The sequence below is a fragment of the Clostridium sp. UBA5712 genome (genome assembly GCF_002419845.1).
Lineage (GTDB): Bacteria > Bacillota > Clostridia > Clostridiales > Clostridiaceae > Clostridium_J > Clostridium_J sulfidigenes.
In genome coordinates, this window is record NZ_DIGW01000007.1 from 241,312 (window position 1) to 258,153 (window position 16,842).

Here is a 16,842-nt window from a genome sequence, read left to right on the forward strand (position 1 = left end):
TTTTTTATCTATTACATCTTATAATACCAAGTGTAGGAAGTAATATGGGAGTAGATAGGTGCTGGTGTGCCTGCCGGTCTTCAAAACCGAGTTGCCGTGCTAAGACCACGACGGGTGAGTTCGATTCTCACATATTCCCGCCAAAGTAATATAAGGACTTGAAAGTTAGTAATACCAACGGTAAATAACTTTTGAGTCCTTATTTTATGACTAAAAAACTAGAAATATGTTTGTAGGCTGCGAGAATAAACAGAGTTCTTTGCTTCAGAGGGAGTTTTTACTCCCTCTGAAGGTTACTAACAGAATTCTTAGTATCAGTATTTTCGATACTTAGAATTCGTTGTCCTTTAGGGGAAATCGTTATCCAGGGTCGTAGCCGCTCTTTACTCCCACTTTGAAAAAGATGGGAGTATTAGAGCGGGTAGTCATCGGATAAATTGAAAAATATCGATGAAATTTGTTGTAATAAAAAGTAAAATGTTTTAAAAAAATACAGTAAAAATATTGAAAATAAATAATTCAAATGGTAATATAGGTATATGTAATACGTAACACGTACTACATATACCTATATTTTATTTGGAGGGGAGGAGATTTTATGAAGTATATTGGAAATGCCTATGGCTCAGGTGGAATTAGCCCAATGTGCGCAGTAGATGGATGTCCAGCTAAGGCTTGTGGAGCTGATGGATGTGCAGGTAAATTATGTGGCGGAAACGCATGTGGTGGAAATGCATGTGGAATTGAAGCATGTGCAGTAGATGTTTGTCCTGTAGACGGATGTTGGATCGATATTTTTTCAACTACTGGTGAAAATTAGGAGGTGTTTATATGTTTATTGGAAATTTATATTCAGAGGGAGATCATTACAAGGGAACTATAGAAACAGCTTGTTGGATTGACGGTTGTGGAGCTAAGGTTTGCGGACTTAAGTTCTGGTAAAAAAAATTAAGAGCATTAGAGAGCAAGATTTTACTGTAATCTAATGCTCTACATATTGGAGGGATATTAATTAATGAAGTATTCAAAATTTAATCTTTTAATACCATACAACAAAGAAGAAAATATTTTATTTAATACATTATCAGGAAATAGTTTTTTAGTTGATGATAAGACTATGGGAAAAATGAAAGAAAATGATATGAGTGAAATAGACGAAGAGCTAAAAAAAGAAATGATTGAGAAAAAATTAATAGTACCAGATGAGATAGATGAAAATAGATATTTTGATTTTTATCATAATAAAGCTAAGTATGGAAATAATAATTTATCTTATACAATTTTATTGACATGGGCATGTAATTTGAGATGCGTATATTGTTATGAAGGTGCAGGAGAGGCAAAGAGTAATTCAATGACAATAGAAACAGCTAATTCTATAATAAAACATATAAAAAATGAATCTCTTCAAAGAGGAACAAAAAGTGTAAACATTATACTTTTTGGAGGAGAACCTCTAGTAAATTATAAAGCAGGAGAACACATACTAGAAGAACTTAGCCAATTTTGTAAAGAAAACAATATGACACTTGTAACATCAATTATAACCAATGGTACATTGTTAGACGAAAGAATAGTAGAATCATTAGTTAAATATAATTGTAAGTATGTACAAATAACAATAGATGGAACGAGAGAAATTCATAATACAAGAAGAATAGGAAAAAATGGAGAAGGAACCTTTGATAAAATAATAGAAAGCTTAGAGTTGCTAAAAAAATACAAGGACAAGCTGCATACAGTAATTAGAGTAAATGTAGACAAAACTAATATAAAAGATATGAATGAACTTATGGATTTCTTTCATAGCAAAGGGCTTGATGAATTAAGTATAGATTTTGGAATAGTAAGAGGTGGAACAGATGCATGTTCATCCTATGAAGATAACTGTTATGTAGAGGAAGAATTAGGTGATTTATTAAGCAATTTGTGGACAAAGGCAGGTAAAGTAGGCTTTGATGTTAAGAGAAGACCAATGAGAAAATGGACATACTGTGGACTTAATTGTGATAATAATTTTACCATTGAGCCAAGTGGAGAAATGTATAAGTGCTGGGAACATACTGGTGAAGAAGAACATAGAATTGGTAAGTTAGATGCAGATGGCAATATAAAAGATATAACATATAAATACTTTGAATGGATGACTAGAAATCCACTAAATGTAGAGGAGTGTAGAGATTGTGTATATCTTCCAGCATGTGGAGGTGGATGTGGATCAGTTAGCTATGGAAAAAGTGAGAAGTATGAAGATTCAGGTTGCTTTAAAATAAAGGGGATAGTAGAAGAACAAGTTAAGAGTTACTTTTCAGAAATTATAAATAAGGGTTAGTGAGTTTAATGAAAATATTTCGTTTAATTCAATTTAGTCTATCAAAAAGAAAATCTGAGTTTTTTACATTTTTGATTTTAAGTATTTTATCATGGAGTATTAATATAATAATGCCTTATATTATTGGAGATTATATTGATAATTTAATAAATGTAAAAGCAATGGAAAATATATATCGTTTTACATTAATATCTATTGTACTTACGATTTTTGCAATAATAAGCTCATATCTATCAAACATGAAAAAAGTAAAAATTGTTACTAATATATCTTATGATTTAAAAGAAAAGTTATTATTACAGTTGACGAAAACAAGTCAAATTGAATTAAAGAAAAAAGATGCAGCTTATTTAAGTCAAAGAATCTTTTCAGATACAGAAGAGATATCAAGTTTTTTTATAACTAATTCAATAGGTATAGTAATACAGGTATTAAGTATTATAATTGTAGGATTTATGCTTTTTAAAATAGATTGGTTAATGAGTTTAGTATTAATGATATTTGTTCCTATATATATTATTTCTTATTTAGCATTTAAAAAGCCTTTATATGAGAAAGGATATTCAGTAAAAGAAGAAGAAAATATATTTTTTTCAGATGTAAGTTATAAAATAAGTAATATTTATTTTATTAAGTTAAATTCTTTATATCAAAATATATTAACTGAAGTACGTGAAAAATATGAAAAGTTATATAATATCATTATGAAATTTACTAAACTAGCTTATATTTTTTCATCGCTAGGTTCTACAATAAATAATTTAGCCAAAATAGCACTTATATTTATAGGTGGAGTAAGAATTATAAGTGATAATTTAACTATTGGAGAATTTACAATAATGAGCAGTTATTTTGCTATTTTTATTGGAGCAATAAATTACTTTTTAGAATTAGGAAAAACCTATCAAAGTGCTTTAATATGTCTTAATAGAATAGGAGAAGTTAGTACTTTAGAAAAGGAAATCAATGGAAGCAAACTAATAGGACACATTGATGAAATAGAGTTAAAAAATGTTTCTTTTAGCTATAATGGTAATGGAAATATTTTTAAGCCCATCAGTTATTTATTTGAAAAAGGAAATATATACTGTATTGTTGGAGAAAATGGAAGTGGAAAAAGTACTTTAATTAATGTCATATTAAATATATATAATAATTATCAGGGCGAAGTATTTATAAATAATAAAAGTATAAAAAATATAGATATGCTTTGTGCCAGAAGAGATTTATTTTCAGTTGCAGAACAAAATCCTGCTTTATTTGAAAGTAATTTGGAGGCAAACTTGAAATATTCAATAGATAATTGTGACCTTGAGCTTTTAAATTATTATGTAGAAGCGTTCAAATTATATAATGGAGAGTCTAGATCAAATTTGAGCGAAAAAAAAGTAAATAAAAAGAATGACACCATATCTGGTGGAGAAAAACAAAAAGTTTCATTAATTAGAGCACTTTTAAAAGATTCGCATTGTCTCATATTAGATGAACCATCAACATATTTAGATGAAGATGGAATGAATGCGTTAAAAAAGATTTTATATGAAGTTAAAGATAATAAGATAGTAATTATAGTTACACACGATGATAAGATAAGAGAAATCGCAGATTATGTTTTTTCTGTTAATAAGTAATATTTTTGAGATTTTTAGATATTAAACCATGACTACAAGTCTAATACTCCCATATTTTTTAAAATGAGAATAAAGAGTTGCTACGTCCGTGGTTAAGTATTTCACTAAGGGACAACAACCTATTAGTATGGAAATATTGATACTGAAAATTCTGTTAGTGAGTATCAAAAATACTGATATTAAGAACTCTGTTAGTAGATATCAATAATACTGATACTAAGATGTATATTAGCATGTATCACAATAGGATACTAAGAAATCTGTTTATGGTAATATAAATTTTTCACTTGCATTTAATTCAATAGAGTATTAAAATGATGTACTACGTAGAACATATTAAGTAATGTGTAGTACATCTTTTTATTATAGAAAAGTTTACTATAAAAGGATCTAAAGACAACAATAGATCAGTAATACTGGTTGTAGTTTTACTACAATAATACATAACAATAAGTTTAAAGGCAATAACGGAGTAATTAATATTTGGAATTGGAGGTTAATAATAAAAATTAAAGATGGAAGATAAGTATAAACCATTAACAGAATCAACCTATTATGTAATGATAGCATTTCTTTATGAAAAACATGGATATGCTATAAAAATGTTTTTAGAAGATAAAACTCATGGTAGAATTAGTTTAGGACCTGGTACTCTATATGGAATTATAAATAAACTGAATGAAAAGAATTATTTAACGCCTATAGAAGATGATGAGAATGACAAAAGAAACTCTTACGAGTTAACAGATGAGGGAAAAGAAGTACTTAAGAATGAATATGAAAGAATAAAAGAAATCTATACCTTTGGAGAAAGATTTATTGATAAGAAGTTATAAATTTAAAGGGAGGTAAAAAAGTGATTAAAAAATTTAGGCTTTTTTTAGACCCAATTGAAGGTCAGGAAAGGTGGTTAAACAATATTGCAAAACAAGGATACAAACTAAAAAGTGTATCTCAAAGGGGATGTTTATATACATTTTCAAAGGAAAAAGATAACCACTATATTTACACAGTGGAATTAGTTTCCAATCACAGTAATGAGTATATTGACAATTATATAAAAGAACTAAATGATTTTGGAATTAAATGTTTTATAAAGGGAAGTAACCTTGGACAGTATTCTTTTGGAAAGTTTAAACTTAGACCATTTATTAAAGAAAGTAAATCTAGAGTTGCAACTTCTAAAAATATAAATAGGGAATTATTAATTTTGGAAAAACCAAAGGAAAAGGATGAAGATAAATTTGAAATATATACAGATGTAGAGGATATTAATCAATATTACTCTAATATGGTTTCCTTATTTAGATATTTTACATTAATTCCATCATTATTTTTACTTTTAGTTTTATATGATCTTCTATGGAAAGGAAACTATAATACTTTAGAATTAAAGATAATTATTGCAATTGTTTTATTTATATTCACAGTTTTTTGTGGATATAAAAGTTTATATTATAAGAAAAAAGTCCAAAAGTAGAAACCTAATCAGTAAATAGATAAATAGATAAATAATTAAATGAAATAACAAGTAAAATATACAGAAAAAGTAAGGTTGGTATTGAAGGTGTACAAAAACAATGATATAATAATTATATTATAATACGAGTGACGTATTACAATATAATTATCAGACAGGAGGTATAGTTAAAATTTTAAGAATATTTGTTTTATTTTTAGGAGGTATATTTTGAAAAAGTTAGTATTATGTTTTTTTATCATTGCATTAACATTTATGTCATTGGTAGCTTGTAATAACTATAGTACAGAGAATTCAAGTTATAAGATTAATAGTGGAGACATAAGTAAAGATAATAATGGGATAAAAGGTTCTTATAAAGAATACAACGGATATTATGAATATAGTGTAAATTTTGAAACGGAAGAAGTGAAATTTCATATTGATTCAGAAACTTTAAATGGTGACATAAATATTAAATTGATAGACAAAGAAAAAAATGAAGTTTTTTCAGTAGAAAAACCAGATGATTTTAAAAAAGATGTGGAGATTAACAAAGATGAAAAATATACTATTGTCATAGAAGGAAAAAATCATGAAGGTGATTTTAATATTAAATGGGAATAGATTAATTAAAATAAATACTTAAAAGGGAGTAAAACTCCATTCCTTTTTTTGTAACGGGGTCTGACCCCGTTACTTTTTTTGGAATAATCCTTGAAACCCGCATGAACACAACAAATAGTTAACTAGTTAACTATTTATATAGTTTTATAGGTAAATAGGTAACTATAGAAATAGTCATATAGTTACCTATACAAATATTTCTATATTTACATATGATTTCATTGATATATTCATACAATTTTATATTTACATTCACTATATTAACTTCAATGAAATTATAAATGAAAATTTTTATTATATAAATAAAGGATTTTCATCCTAAAAAAAGAATAATAGATATTACATTTAAGAATAGAAAACTTGTATTCTATATGGGAAATAAGTTATATATTATATTTCTACGATTGTAAGGGAGAAATGGATTATGAAGAAAGTTTTGACAGTGGTATTAATAGCAATTTTATATTTATCCTATTTCGGAGCAACCGTTGTAAAATCGAATTTTTTTGGGAACATTTTATCTCCCATTGTAACTTTTATAGCAGCTTATTATGTTTTTAAAGGTTTTTATATGGAGGAGAAAAATAAGACATTAAAAACTTCAGGACTATTTTTGGCTCTAAGTATTTTAAACTGGGCTGTTTGTGATGTTATGTGGGCAGTGGAAGCTATAATTCTGAAAATTAATCCAGAACAAGTTAGTGCTATAGTAAGTGGGTATTTATTAACTAATGTACTGTTACTATGTTCCTTAATTATAGGTGGATATCATCAATTTAAAAAATGGAATGCAACCCAGGTTTTAATAGATACTGTTGCAATAACAATCTGTACTATGACTTTAGTTTGGGTTATATTTTTTAATACTGATATGCAAAATGCAATACTTATGAAAAGTGATTGGATTTTTATGATTTGTGTATTTGTAGACTTTTTAATATTTATATGGGTTGCTAGTTGGTTCTTGTCTATAAGAAAAGGGAAAATACCTTTATATTTAAGGGTTACAGCTGGTTCATATATACTTTATATAGTTTTTGATATTATTTATTATTATGAATATTTTTACAGCCTATATGAGCCGAATTCATTATTAGATGCTGCATATGTAATTGCTTTTGGAGTGGCAGCTATAGGGTCAATTATTAAAATTAAAACTCAACATAAGATAGAACGTACTGAATTCATGAATAGTGGTAGAAATAAAAAGGGGCTTTTATTATTAACTGCTCCAATAATTTTAATCCTATTTAAAGGAGTGCAGTTAGAATATTTATTATTAATGCTTATAGTTATTACCTTTTACTATATACATTCAAATCATGTTCAAACCAATATACTTAAAGAAGAATTATTAAAAAATGAAAAGCAATTAAACTTAAGGTTGGAAAGCAAGGTTCAGGAAAGAACAAAAGAGTTAAATGATTTGATAAATAAAGATGTAGTTACAGGATTACATAGTAGGAGATATTTTCTTCAGCAGATAGATAATAATATTAATAATCTGAAGAAAGATGAAAATATTATTCTTTTTTACATTGATTTAAATAAATATAAAATGCTAAAAACCATGTTTGGTAATTATATTGGGGAAGAAGTATTAGTGGAAATAGGAAAGAGACTTAAAGAGTATGTTTACAGAGAAGAAGATATTTTAGCTTCCTTTGGTGAAGATGTTTTTGTTTTTGCTAAGGAAGGTTCATATACCTATGAAGATGGATTAGAAATGGCTAAAAATCTTATACATGCCTGTAGCGACATATTTACCATTGAAGAGTATGATATACGAGTTACTTTAAATGTAGGAATATCTATATATCCCCTTGATGCAAAAAATAGAGATGAAATGATTAAACATGCAGATATAGCTATGCTACAAGCTAGGCTATTAGGATTTAATAGGGCAATGGTCTTTACCCAAAAACTAGGAGAATTAGCATTTGCTAAAAATGAAATTGAAATTATGCTTAAAAAAGCTGACTTTAATGAAGAATTTCAATTGTATTATCAACCACAAGTCTCCATTGAAGATGAAACAATTATAGGCTTTGAGGCACTTATGCGATGGCAAAGAAATGATGGAAAATTCATTTCTCCTGGTGAATTTATTCCCATTGCAGAGGAAACAGGATTTATAATTCCCATAGGATATTGGGTTATGGAAACTGCCATGGCACAGCTATCCCAGTGGAAGAAAAAAACTAATAAACACCTTAGAATGGCAATTAATGTTTCTGTAAGACAGTTAAAGGATAATAGTTTCATTATAAAATTAAAAGAAACCATGGAAAGATATCATATTGCACCTGAAGAAGTAGAAATTGAAATTACAGAGACTTTAGAATTGGAAGAAGATATAAAAGTTAAAGATACATTGTTAAAGATTAATGCAATGGGTATTTCAATAGCTGTTGATGACTTTGGCACTGGATATTCTTCTTTATATTATTTAAAGCAGTTACCAGTAGATAGGATAAAAATAGCCAAACCTTTAGTAGACCTAATAGATAAAGATAACTATGATTATGCAATCGTTAAGGCTGTAATTACCGTTGCTAAAGCAATAAGGGTTCCTGTAATAGCTGAAGGGGTTGAAAGAAAGGAACAATTGGAATGTCTAAGAAAATTACAATGTGATGAGATTCAGGGATATTACTTTGCAAAGCCAATGCCAGCAGAAGAAATATATATAAATTGGTTATAAAATTGAATTACAATTTATTACTTTGGCAATGATACTACAGGGTGATATTATGGATAAATCAATGGTTCAGATATGCTTGGCAGGGATTTTTGGATGTACTATATATTTTTTATATAGCTACATGGGAATTTTACCAGCTGTAGTTTTTATAGTAATTTATATACTTTTACTTAAAAAAGATTTTAAGAAACCCCTAGCTTTTATAGTTATGGGGTTTTCTATGTTGTTTTTTATAAACTGCATTATATATTTTTATTCCATGGACCTAGGGGAAAATATTAAGTGCAGAATTGTAGAGGAAGGGAAGGATTACTATATTGGTAGTCTTCAAAATAGAAGAATTAAAATTTTTCCTAAGAACAAGGATATTCAATTGGGAAGGCAGTACATATTAAAAGGAGAATTTCATAGGAAGGTAGATTATAGTAAAGGCATTGTAGGAGAGTATAACCTGATAGCTTCAAAGCCTTTAAAGGAAGATTTAATATATAAGGGATACTTGATAAAAAGTCATCTTTATAATAAGCTTTTAGCTGTTACAGATGAAGAAGGAGCTGCTATTATACTGGCAGTAAGTGGTGGCGATGATAGCTATATTGATTACGATAAAAGAGAAGAGTTTAATGCTTTAGGTATATCCCATATAATAAGTGTATCAGGACTTCATGTATCACTAATTTATGGAGTACTTCAAAGTATAATTGGATATAAACTAGCTTTAATAGTTCTTTTCTTTTATGTTATATTTACTGGAGGAAAAAGCTCTACCTTTAGAGCCTTTATAATGATATTTTTACTAGTATTAGGCCCTAAGGTGAAAAAGACCTATGAAGGTATATCAGCCTTAGCCTTTGCAGCATTTTTACTTCTGTTAATAAAACCTTACTACATATTAGATATAGGTTATGTACTTAGCTTTTTAGCCGTATTAGGAATCTTCACTTTAAATAATAAAATTAAAAGGAAATTTTATAAGCTCCCCAATTTTATAGCCGCCTCCCTTAGTTTAACCTTTAGCTCTATGATTTTTACTACACCCTATATAATAATGAGATTTAATGCTGTGAGTTTAGGTGGACTAATTTCTAATCTATTTCTGATTCCCTTTTACACCTTTCTATTAGTTTTAGGTAATCTTCTGCTTCTATTTATTAAGGTTCCAACGGTGTTTAATCTTTTGTCTCTCATTACTAACTCAGTGTTGCTTATAATTGATACCATGGAGGCTTTCTTAGTTAATCTTTTGCCATTACCCTTAGAATTTACTTACATAGAAGGGGTTATGATTCTCATATTATACATAAGTTATATCCTTATAAGAAGAGGGGTGAAATCTTTAAGATACTTACCTATATTACTATTTCTTTTAACTATAAAGCAGCAATATATAATTTACCCAGAAATAAATTTTATAGGGGGGAAAAAGGCTGATATTGTAGAAATAAACTATGGTACCAGAAAAGTAATGGTATGTAATCAAAAGGTGAAGTTGAAATATGTCTATGAAAATTATAAGGGGTTAGATAGAATCTATGATGAATCTGAAGAAGAGCTAACCTTAAAACTATCAAAGCATTGCATTATAGATGTAGAAGATAAGGATGGAGTTATCTATTTACAAATAAATCATAGGGGTAAAATTAGCAATATAATTATAGATAAGGAATATGAAAAAGAAGCCACTCAATGCTGTTATAAAAGCAATTTTTCATCAACAAGTCCAAACTGTGATATAATAAGGATTAACAGAAAAAGAGAAGGAATTATTCTAGGACATTATTATGAAAACTATAAACTCATAGGTGGAGAATTATATCATAATTATGTTCACTAGAATAAGTATTATGCTGAAATAAGTATTATACTGAATTAAAGAGTGGAGGAATTTTTCTTGATAACCTTAGAACAACTTGAAAAACACATAAAAGAAAATAAACTAAAAAATTGTTATATACTTTGTGGTTCTGATGAAGGACTTATAAAGACAGCTATAAAAAAAATAAGAAGTTTAAAGATAGATGAAAGTTTTGCTGATTTTAACTATACAAGAATTTCTGGAGATAAATTAGATGTAGATGCTTTAATAAATAATTGCGAAACTATACCCTTTATGAGCGAATATAGAATGGTAGAAATCTTTAGAGCTAACTTTTTAAGAGATAAGGGAGAAGATATAGATAGCCTTAGAAACTATCTTAAGGATATTCCTCCCTATACCTTTTTAATTATGTACTATGTATTTGAAGATGATAGAGAAAAACTTAGTAATAAGGTTAAGAAGCTTCAAAATGTATGTGAGGTTGTAAAAGTTGACAAACTAAAGGGCATGGGCCTTCAAAGTAAAGTAAAAGCCATCTTTGAAGAGAAGGGAAAGTCCATAGGGAAAAGTGAAGTTGGATACTTTTGCTCCATCATAGAAAATAACATGAACATAGTAGATAACGAGATAGAGAAGCTTATTTTATACACTGAAGGAAGGGCGATAACTAGAGAAGATATAATAAAGATGTGTCCCTATGAAAAGGAGAATGATATATTTAATTTAGTATCCTATCTTTCAGAAAGAAATATAAAGGCAGCCATAGATACTTTAAATCAATTGATATATAGGGGTGAAAAAACACCTAAAATATTATCTATGATAGAGCGTCAATTTAAGCTTTTATTTGCCATAAGAATAAAGGTTGGAAAAGGGATTAGAAAAGAAGACATAGTAAAGGAATATAACCTAAATCCCTATATTGCAGATAAGATGATAGTTCAAAGCAAAAAGTTTTCTCAGGAAGCTCTAAAGAAGAATATAGAAAATTGCATTGAAACGGAAAGTGAAATAAAAAGTAAATCTGTAGATCAAAAGAATGCCATTGAAATGCTTATGGTAAAGACCATGATGAATAAATAAAAAGTTTTAAACTAAATATATGCAAAAAAATAAATAACCGGTGAATACACCGGTTTATTTATTAAGCAGATAATCCATTTAACTTAGCTGCTAATCTAGATTTTTTCTTAGCTGCTTTATTCTTATGTATTATGCCTTTAGAAGCAGCCATATCAAGGGCTTTAACTACAGTTTTAAAGCTTTCTTGAGCAGCAGCAACGTCATTGCTAGCTAGAACAGCTTCAAATTTCTTTATAGTTGTCTTTAAAGAAGACTTTATCATAGTGTTTCTCATAGTCTTAGCTTGAGTAACTTTGATTCTTTTTTTAGCTGACTTAATGTTTGCCATTATTAATTCACCCCCTTGTATTTTTATCAATCTCTCAGCGGCAGCTTTGGGGAAGTCTGCTTACGAGTTTCATATAACAAAAGCTATTATAACATTAAATTTTGCGTACTTCAAGTAGAATTTACCTTTAACATATTAGTATATGAAAGAAACTTTGGGAAAAGATAAATATACATACTAATGTATATAGGAATAATATGAAAAATACCATAAATGAGGTGTGATAATTATGATGAAGAAAAACAAGTCTAAGGATAAAGAAGAAGTAGTTTACAGTGTAAGGACAGATTTAGCTTTAGAAGCTAAAGAGATTTATAGTGAAAATAATCCTGGAAAATTGTCAGGAGTAAAATCGGAGGAATACATAGATAATAACGTTAGAGTTACTGCAGTAAAAATATTAGATGAAGAAGGAGCTAAAAACATAGGAAAACCTATTGGTGAATATATAACCTTAGAATTTCCAGAATTCGTATACTATGATGGTGAGAGAATAATAGATGTAAGTGAAGTTATGGCTAAAGAGTTATCAAAGCTGATTAATCTAAATGAAGATATGGTAGCTTTAGTGGTAGGGTTAGGTAACTGGAATATCACCGCTGATGCCGTAGGACCAAAGGTAGTGTCAAAGATAATGATAAGTAGACACTTAAAAGAATATGTTCCAGATAGCATTGATGAGGGGGTAAGACCAGTGTGTGCTATATCCCCTGGTGTCTTAGGACTTACAGGTATGGAAACCAGCGAAATTATAAAGGGTATAGTAGATAAGGTAAAACCTAGTGTAATAATTTGTATAGATGCTCTTGCTTCTAGGAAGACACAGAGGGTAAATAGAACTATACAGCTAGGTAATACAGGTATATCTCCAGGAGCAGGAGTTGGAAATAGAAGATTAGAGCTCAGTGAAAAGACCCTAGGAGTCCCTGTAATAGCCATAGGAGTGCCTACAGTGGTAGATGCAGGAACTATAGCTAATGATACCATAGACTTAGTTTTAGAAAGCTTAATCAAGTCTTCAACTAAGGGTGGTGCCTTTTATAGCATGCTTAAGGAAGTTGACAGAGATGAAAGACAAACATTGATTAGAGAGGTTTTAGACCCAGAATTAGGGGGCATGGTAGTAACTCCTAAAGATATTGATAAAGTAATAGATAGTGTATCTAAAATAATTGCCAATGGCATAAACATAGCCCTTCAACCAGCTTTAACCTTAGATGATATAAATACCTATTTAAACTAAAGTAATAAAATTTATTCCCTCCTCATATAAATTATTAGAGTAATTAATTATACCTATGTATAACTCAAACAGGGGGGGATACGGTGAATAACAAAAGTAAGACAGATGCTGGAAAGTATTGTTCTAGAGCTATCCTTGCTATAATAGCAGTAGTCATGGTAATATCTATAGGTTTATCTAGGTCTACCCAAGCCTTAGATGATGATAACTTAGAAAGTATCAATAGAACTAACTTTTTTATGAAGCTCATAGGGCAAAGTGTCAGTACTTTAAAGCCAGCAGTAAATAAGGATGATACAAAATTTGTAGGTAATTTTACCTTGAATCCTTTGGATATAGTTAGAAAGGAAATAAGCTTTTTAGACGAAGAAAATTTAAGGGATAAAACTGCTCTTGAGAATGTGAAGGAACATGCTAAGGTAGTACAGAAAATTACAATAAATCCTTTCGAACTAAAAGATACAGACATAAATAAATTTCAAGAAGGGGTAGACGTAGTTGGTGATCCTAAAGATAATTCTAAAAAGAAGATATTGATATATCATACTCATACTAATGAAGCTTATGCAGAAGGAAACGGTGGATTATCTACCACCGTAGCAGGAGTTGGGGATGTTCTTACTTCTGAACTAGAGAAATTAGGCTTTACAGTTGTCCATGATAAAACAATACATGATAAGGCTGATTATAATAGAGCTTATCATGCGTCTAGAGAAACCATAAGTAAAAACATAAGTAGTTATGGAGAGTTTGATTTAATAATAGATCTTCATAGAGATGGTGGTCCTAGAAAAGAAGATGTTACTGGAAACATAAAGGGAGATGATGTTGCAAAGCTTACTTTAGTAACAACCATGCAGGACCCTAAATATCCTAAGCATATAGAAAATGTTAAATCCATATTTGCTATAGCAAATAAGCTTTATCCTGGGTTGTATAGAGAGAGGGGCATTATAGCCTATGACCATGGAGGTATTTTATTTTATAACCAAGATTTAAGTGATAATGCTATACTCATGGAGGTTGGAGCAGATACCAACAAATTACAAGAAGCTAAAAACTCAATGAAATATATGAGTATAGTTTTTGCACAATATTTAAATTCTAAGTAAGGCATCTGAAAATAAATAAATAGACGAGCATTCTGACTTATTTATTTTTTGAAGATGCCTAAGAAAGAATAAAAATATAAGAAAAAGTACATCATTAAATGTGAGGTACTTTTTTTATTTTGAGCACCTATAGGTAAAGGAGAATAGATAAGATGAATAGTAAGACACTAAGGACAGGATTATGCAAGTTTTTAATAATAATTTCAGTAGGATTTATGATATACGGAATTTTAGTGGTAAATATGAATTTACCTCAGGTGGTGAGACAAAGCTCTAGTTTTTATGTAAGCTCTAATGACAGGGATTCGAAGGTTAATATAAAAATAGGGGAATTTAATATAATCCTTAATGGTCAGCCTTTTAGGAATTTTATTAAAGGCACTAAGGTTATAGGAGATACTATTAAGGAACTAGCATTGCCATCTAATGAAACTTAAAAGTTAACATTATAAAGTATATTGACAAGGAACCTTTATTTTATGGTATAATTTACTTTGGTTTATTATCTAACTAAGTATAGTTGATAATTAGATTAGAAACAGTGACTTTAATAAAGAGTTAATATAAATTTACGGGGGTATTTGAGTAGATGCAAACTAACAGACAAAAACACATAAGAAATTTTTCTATAGTAGCACATATAGATCACGGCAAGTCTACTTTAGCAGATAGATTACTTGAAAAAACAGGTACTTTAACAGCTAGGGAAATGGAAGCCCAAGTACTAGATAACATGGAATTAGAAAGAGAAAGAGGAATTACAATCAAGGCTCAAGCAGCAAGACTTATACATAGAACAGAAGAGGGCGAAGAGTATATTTTAAATCTAATAGATACTCCAGGCCACGTAGACTTTAACTATGAGGTTTCTAGAAGTTTAGCAGCTTGTGAAGGAGCTGTATTAGTTGTGGATGCAACTCAAGGTATACAAGCACAGACCCTTGCAAACTGTTACTTAGCCTTAGATCATGACCTTGAAATTGCTCCAGTTATAAACAAAATAGATCTTCAAAGTGCAAGACCTGATGAGGTTAAGCAAGAAATTGAAGATGTTATTGGAATTCCAGCAGATGATGCACCATTAATATCTGCTAAAACAGGATTAAATATAGAGGATGTAATTAAAACGGTTATAGCTAAAGTACCAGCACCAGAAGGGGATGAAGAAGCTCCTCTTAAGGCCTTAATCTTTGACTCTTACTATGACTCATATAAAGGTGTAGTAACCTACATCAGAGTATTTGATGGGGTAGTAAAGCCAGGAACTAAAATCAAATTAATGAATACTAATAAAGTGTACGATGTAACTGAGGTAGGAGTATTTACTCCAGGTCCATTAAAGGTAGATGAACTTAGAGCTGGAGATGTTGGATACTTAAGTGCAGCTATTAGAAATGTAAAAGATGCTAGAGCTGGAGATACCATCACAGAAGCAGGAAGACCAGCAGCTAATCCGTTAGAAGGATATAGACCAGCTATACCTATGGTATTTAGTGGAATATACCCTGTAGATGGAGCTAAGTATGAAACCTTAAAGGAAGCTCTTGAAAAGCTACAGCTTAACGATGCAGCCCTATCCTTTGAACCAGAGACATCTATAGCTCTAGGTTTTGGATTTAGATGTGGATTTTTAGGATTACTTCACATGGAGATAATTCAAGAGAGAATAGAGAGAGAGTTTAATCTAGATATAATTACCACTGCACCTTCCGTTGTTTACAAGGTAGCTAAAACTGATGGGGAAATTATAGAGATTACAAACCCTACTAACCTACCAGAGCCAAGTGAAATATCTTATATGGAAGAACCAGAAGTTAAGGCTTCAATAATATCACCTTCAGATTATGTAGGAGCAATCATGGAGTTATGCCAGGAGAAGAGAGGAACCTTCATAGATATGCAATATATCGAAGAAACTAGAGTTGTAATTAACTATGATATTCCACTTAATGAAATAGTCTATGATTTCTTTGATGCTTTAAAATCTAGAACTAGAGGATATGCATCCTTTGACTATGAACTTAAAGGATATAAGAGAACTCAACTTGTTAAGCTTGACATACTTCTTAATGGAGATGTAGTGGATGCACTATCTATGATAGTTCCAGCAGATAGAGCTTACCACAGAGGAAGATCCATGGTAGAAAAGCTTAAGGAGATTATTCCAAGACAAATGTTTGAGATTCCAATTCAAGCAGCCATAGGAGCTAAAATAATAGCTAGAGAAACTGTAAAAGCTATGAGAAAAGACGTACTTGCTAAGTGTTACGGTGGAGATATCTCAAGAAAGAAAAAACTTCTTGAGAAACAAAAAGAAGGTAAGAAGCGAATGAGACAAGTAGGAAGCGTTGAAGTTCCACAAGAAGCATTCATGGCAGTACTTAAAGTTGACTAGTTAGTAGTACTTATAATTAATTTATTAATGTCATGAAAATTCTTCGCAATGACAATAGGTAATCGGCGTAGAAACAATCATAAATTTCTTAATCAAATTTAGTTTCCTA

Annotated in this window: 14 protein-coding genes and 1 tRNA gene; 14 read left to right on the forward strand and 1 reads right to left on the reverse strand. The window is 29.7% G+C overall.

What is annotated here, in order from left to right:
* Positions 1 to 46 precede the first annotated feature (46 nt).
* The 10 genes from B3B03_RS03575 (at position 47) to holA (ending at position 11,655) form a co-directional block, all read left to right on the forward strand.
* Positions 47 to 143, forward strand: a tRNA-Sec gene (locus B3B03_RS03575).
* A 455-nt stretch (positions 144 to 598) separates the two neighbouring features.
* Entirely contained in the window at positions 599 to 820 is a 222-nt protein-coding gene (locus B3B03_RS03580) for a Cys-every-fifth RiPP peptide CefA (protein ID WP_346848404.1), read from the forward strand.
* Between the two features lie 195 nt (positions 821 to 1,015).
* A complete protein-coding gene (locus B3B03_RS03585) occupies positions 1,016 to 2,332 on the forward strand; it encodes a Cys-every-fifth radical SAM/SPASM peptide maturase CefB (RefSeq protein ID WP_346848405.1) in 1,317 nt (438 codons plus the stop codon).
* A gap of 8 nt (positions 2,333 to 2,340) precedes the next feature.
* Complete coding sequence (locus B3B03_RS03590; protein ID WP_346876493.1) at positions 2,341 to 3,963, forward strand: ABC transporter ATP-binding protein; 1,623 nt, start codon at positions 2,341 to 2,343, stop codon at positions 3,961 to 3,963.
* 515 nt (positions 3,964 to 4,478) lie between these two features.
* Positions 4,479 to 4,799 carry a PadR family transcriptional regulator gene (locus B3B03_RS03595; RefSeq protein WP_346848407.1) on the forward strand — a complete coding sequence of 107 codons (321 nt, stop codon included), beginning with the start codon at positions 4,479 to 4,481 and terminating at the stop codon, positions 4,797 to 4,799.
* A 20-nt stretch (positions 4,800 to 4,819) separates the two neighbouring features.
* Complete coding sequence (locus B3B03_RS03600; protein ID WP_346876494.1) at positions 4,820 to 5,443, forward strand: DUF2812 domain-containing protein; 624 nt, start codon at positions 4,820 to 4,822, stop codon at positions 5,441 to 5,443.
* A 210-nt stretch (positions 5,444 to 5,653) separates the two neighbouring features.
* Positions 5,654 to 6,049: a hypothetical protein gene (locus tag B3B03_RS03605; RefSeq protein ID WP_346876495.1), complete on the forward strand. Its 396-nt coding sequence runs from the start codon at positions 5,654 to 5,656 to the stop codon at positions 6,047 to 6,049.
* Between the two features lie 424 nt (positions 6,050 to 6,473).
* Positions 6,474 to 8,753, forward strand: coding sequence for a bifunctional diguanylate cyclase/phosphodiesterase (locus tag B3B03_RS03610; RefSeq protein ID WP_346876496.1), 2,280 nt, complete (start codon positions 6,474 to 6,476; stop codon positions 8,751 to 8,753).
* Between the two features lie 49 nt (positions 8,754 to 8,802).
* Positions 8,803 to 10,587 carry a ComEC/Rec2 family competence protein gene (locus tag B3B03_RS03615; protein ID WP_346876497.1) on the forward strand — a complete coding sequence of 595 codons (1,785 nt, stop codon included), beginning with the start codon at positions 8,803 to 8,805 and terminating at the stop codon, positions 10,585 to 10,587.
* A gap of 57 nt (positions 10,588 to 10,644) precedes the next feature.
* Positions 10,645 to 11,655, forward strand: coding sequence for a DNA polymerase III subunit delta (holA, locus tag B3B03_RS03620; protein WP_346876498.1), 1,011 nt, complete (start codon positions 10,645 to 10,647; stop codon positions 11,653 to 11,655).
* 61 nt (positions 11,656 to 11,716) lie between these two features.
* On the opposite strand, the gene rpsT is transcribed toward holA, so the two are convergent.
* Positions 11,717 to 11,983, reverse strand: a complete 267-nt coding sequence (gene rpsT, locus B3B03_RS03625; protein WP_035128853.1) for a 30S ribosomal protein S20 — start codon at positions 11,981 to 11,983, stop codon at positions 11,717 to 11,719.
* A 229-nt stretch (positions 11,984 to 12,212) separates the two neighbouring features.
* Here rpsT and gpr point away from each other — a divergent pair, with 229 nt between their 5' ends.
* From gpr to lepA, 4 genes are all read left to right on the forward strand, one after another.
* On the forward strand, positions 12,213 to 13,226 hold the full coding sequence (gpr, locus tag B3B03_RS03630; protein WP_346848414.1) for a GPR endopeptidase: 1,014 nt from the start codon (positions 12,213 to 12,215) through the stop codon (positions 13,224 to 13,226).
* Between the two features lie 83 nt (positions 13,227 to 13,309).
* The gene (locus B3B03_RS03635; protein ID WP_346848415.1) at positions 13,310 to 14,338 is read left to right on the forward strand and encodes a stage II sporulation protein P; all 1,029 of its coding nucleotides are present in this window, start codon (positions 13,310 to 13,312) and stop codon (positions 14,336 to 14,338) included.
* Positions 14,339 to 14,490: 152 nt separating this feature from the next.
* The gene (locus B3B03_RS03640) at positions 14,491 to 14,775 is read left to right on the forward strand and encodes a hypothetical protein (RefSeq protein WP_346848416.1); all 285 of its coding nucleotides are present in this window, start codon (positions 14,491 to 14,493) and stop codon (positions 14,773 to 14,775) included.
* A gap of 152 nt (positions 14,776 to 14,927) precedes the next feature.
* Positions 14,928 to 16,733 (forward strand): translation elongation factor 4, encoded by a 1,806-nt coding sequence (lepA, locus tag B3B03_RS03645; protein WP_346848417.1) that lies wholly within the window; start codon positions 14,928 to 14,930, stop codon positions 16,731 to 16,733.
* Positions 16,734 to 16,842: the final 109 nt, after the last annotated feature.